The 2042-nt window shown below is 70.2% G+C and carries 1 protein-coding gene; it reads left to right on the top strand.

What is annotated here, in order from left to right; genetic code table 11:
• Window positions 1-2042: type I polyketide synthase (locus tag ACGFU7_RS47935; RefSeq protein ID WP_393705102.1), on the top strand; the 2042-nt coding region annotated here is incomplete at both ends.

Here is a 2042-nt window from a genome sequence, read left to right as displayed (position 1 = left end):
GACGGGCCGCTCCGGGTTCCGTTCTCCTGGTCGAACGTCACCCTGCACGCGACCGGGGCCACCAGCCTCCGCGTCACCCTCACCAAAACCACCGACACGACTGCTCGGTTCGCCGCGACCGACCCCGCTGGTCTGCCGGTCTTGACCGCCGAGGCGGTGACGACCCGCCCCCTGGCACTCGACGAGGCTTCCGCAGGCCTCGATTCGCTGTACGAAGTTGCTTGGATACCCACAGGCCATGCGGTCTCGTCCGCCGACGACTGGGCCGTTCTCACCCCTGAAGAGCACGTCGGGCGCAGCCTCGGCCTGGAGGCCTGCAGCCGCTACGCCGACATCAGCGCACTGAGCCGGGCACTCGAAGACGGCGCCAAGGCGCCCAGCGCCGTGTTCGTACCGGTGCTGCCCGGCAGTGCCGGTGGTTCCGACGACCCCACCGAGACGTTGGAATGGCTGCTCGCGCTGATTCAGGAGTGGGTGAGCGGCAGCGGACCGGCCGGAACCCGGCTGGTGCTCGTGACGCGGGGTGCGGTGGCAGTCGGCGCCGGCGACGGCGTCGACCACTTGGCGGGTGCCGCTGTGTGGGGTCTGGTGCGCGCGGCGCAGGCCGAGTACCCGGACAGGTTCGTGCTCCTGGACCTCGGTCCCGACGCCGATGCGGCCGACGCCTTCGACGTGACCGGTGCACCGGTACTGGTCCCCTCCGCGTCCCAACTGGCCTTCCGTGACGGGCAACCCCATATTCCCCGGCTGGTCCGCAAGACCCTCAAGCCCACCGAAGCCGATACCGCACCTGACGGCGACTCCGTATCCGACTTCGGGAACCGAGTCCTCATCACCGGCGCCACGGGCACCCTCGGGGCTCTGATCGCTCGTCATCTGGTCACCCGGCATGGCGTACCGGAGCTGGTCCTCGTCGGCCGCCGGGGGAAGGACGCCGAAGGCGCCGCCGAACTGGAGGCCGAGCTCACGGCTCTCGGCGCGAGGGTCACACTCGCCGCGTGCGATGCCGCCGACCGTGAGGCGCTGGCTGCGCTGCTCGCCGACCATGCACCCACCGGGGTGATCCACGCCGCGGGTGTGCTGGACGACGGTCTGCTCACGACACTCACCCCACAGCGGCTCCGGAAGGTGCTCAGGCCCAAGATCGACGCGGCACGCAACCTCCATGAACTGACCGCCGACCTGCCGCAGCCCCTCACCGCCTTCGTGTTGTTCTCCTCTGTCGCAGCTACGCTCGGGAACACCGGCCAGGCCGGCTATGCGGCCGCCAACGCGTATCTGGACGCTCTGGCCCACCACCGCCGCGCCGCGGGGCTCCCCGCAGTATCGCTGGCATGGGGTCTGTGGGCAGAGACAAGCACCATGACGGAGGGCCTGGACCGGTCGCGGGTCGGCACCAGCAGTATCGCGCCACTGCCGACCGCGCAGGCCCTTGCACTCTTCGACCGGGCGTCGTCCGTGAGCGCGGGCCCGGTCTCCGTACCTGTGCGATTCGACCGCTCGGTGCTGAACGAGCAGGCGGTACGAGGCACCCTGCCCGACACACTGCGCAGCCTCGTGCGCGTGCCCGTGCGGCAGGCGTCGACCGACAGCGCGTCGGGCGGTGCATCGAGTCCGTTCGCCCGCGTTCTCGCCGAGCTGCCCGAGGCGAAGCGACTCGGCGCCGTGCTGCAACTGGTCCGGGAGCAGTGTGCCGCGGTGCTCGGCCACGCCACGGCGGACGCCGTCGATATGGGCAGCGCCTTCAACGCACTCGGTTTCGACTCGCTCATGGCGGTGGAACTGCGCGACCACCTCGGCCATGCCACTGGACTGAGGCTGCCCGCCACCCTCGTCTTCGATCACCCGACGCCCGCGGCACTGGCCGATTACCTCCTCGCCACGGCCTCTGGGACGTTCGCGGATGCCCCCGCGGTGTCGGTGGTTTCTTCGGTCGATGGTGAGGATCCGATTGCGATTGTGGGGATGGCGTGCCGGTATCCGGGTGGGGTGGGTTCGCCGGAGGATTTGTGGCGGCTGGTTGCCGAGGGTGCGGATGCGAT

Origin of the sequence: Streptomyces sp. NPDC048473 (genome assembly GCF_043200155.1) — a bacterium.
In the GTDB taxonomy this organism is placed as follows: domain Bacteria; phylum Actinomycetota; class Actinomycetes; order Streptomycetales; family Streptomycetaceae; genus Streptomyces.
This window is presented reverse-complemented; position numbering and strand designations above follow the sequence as displayed.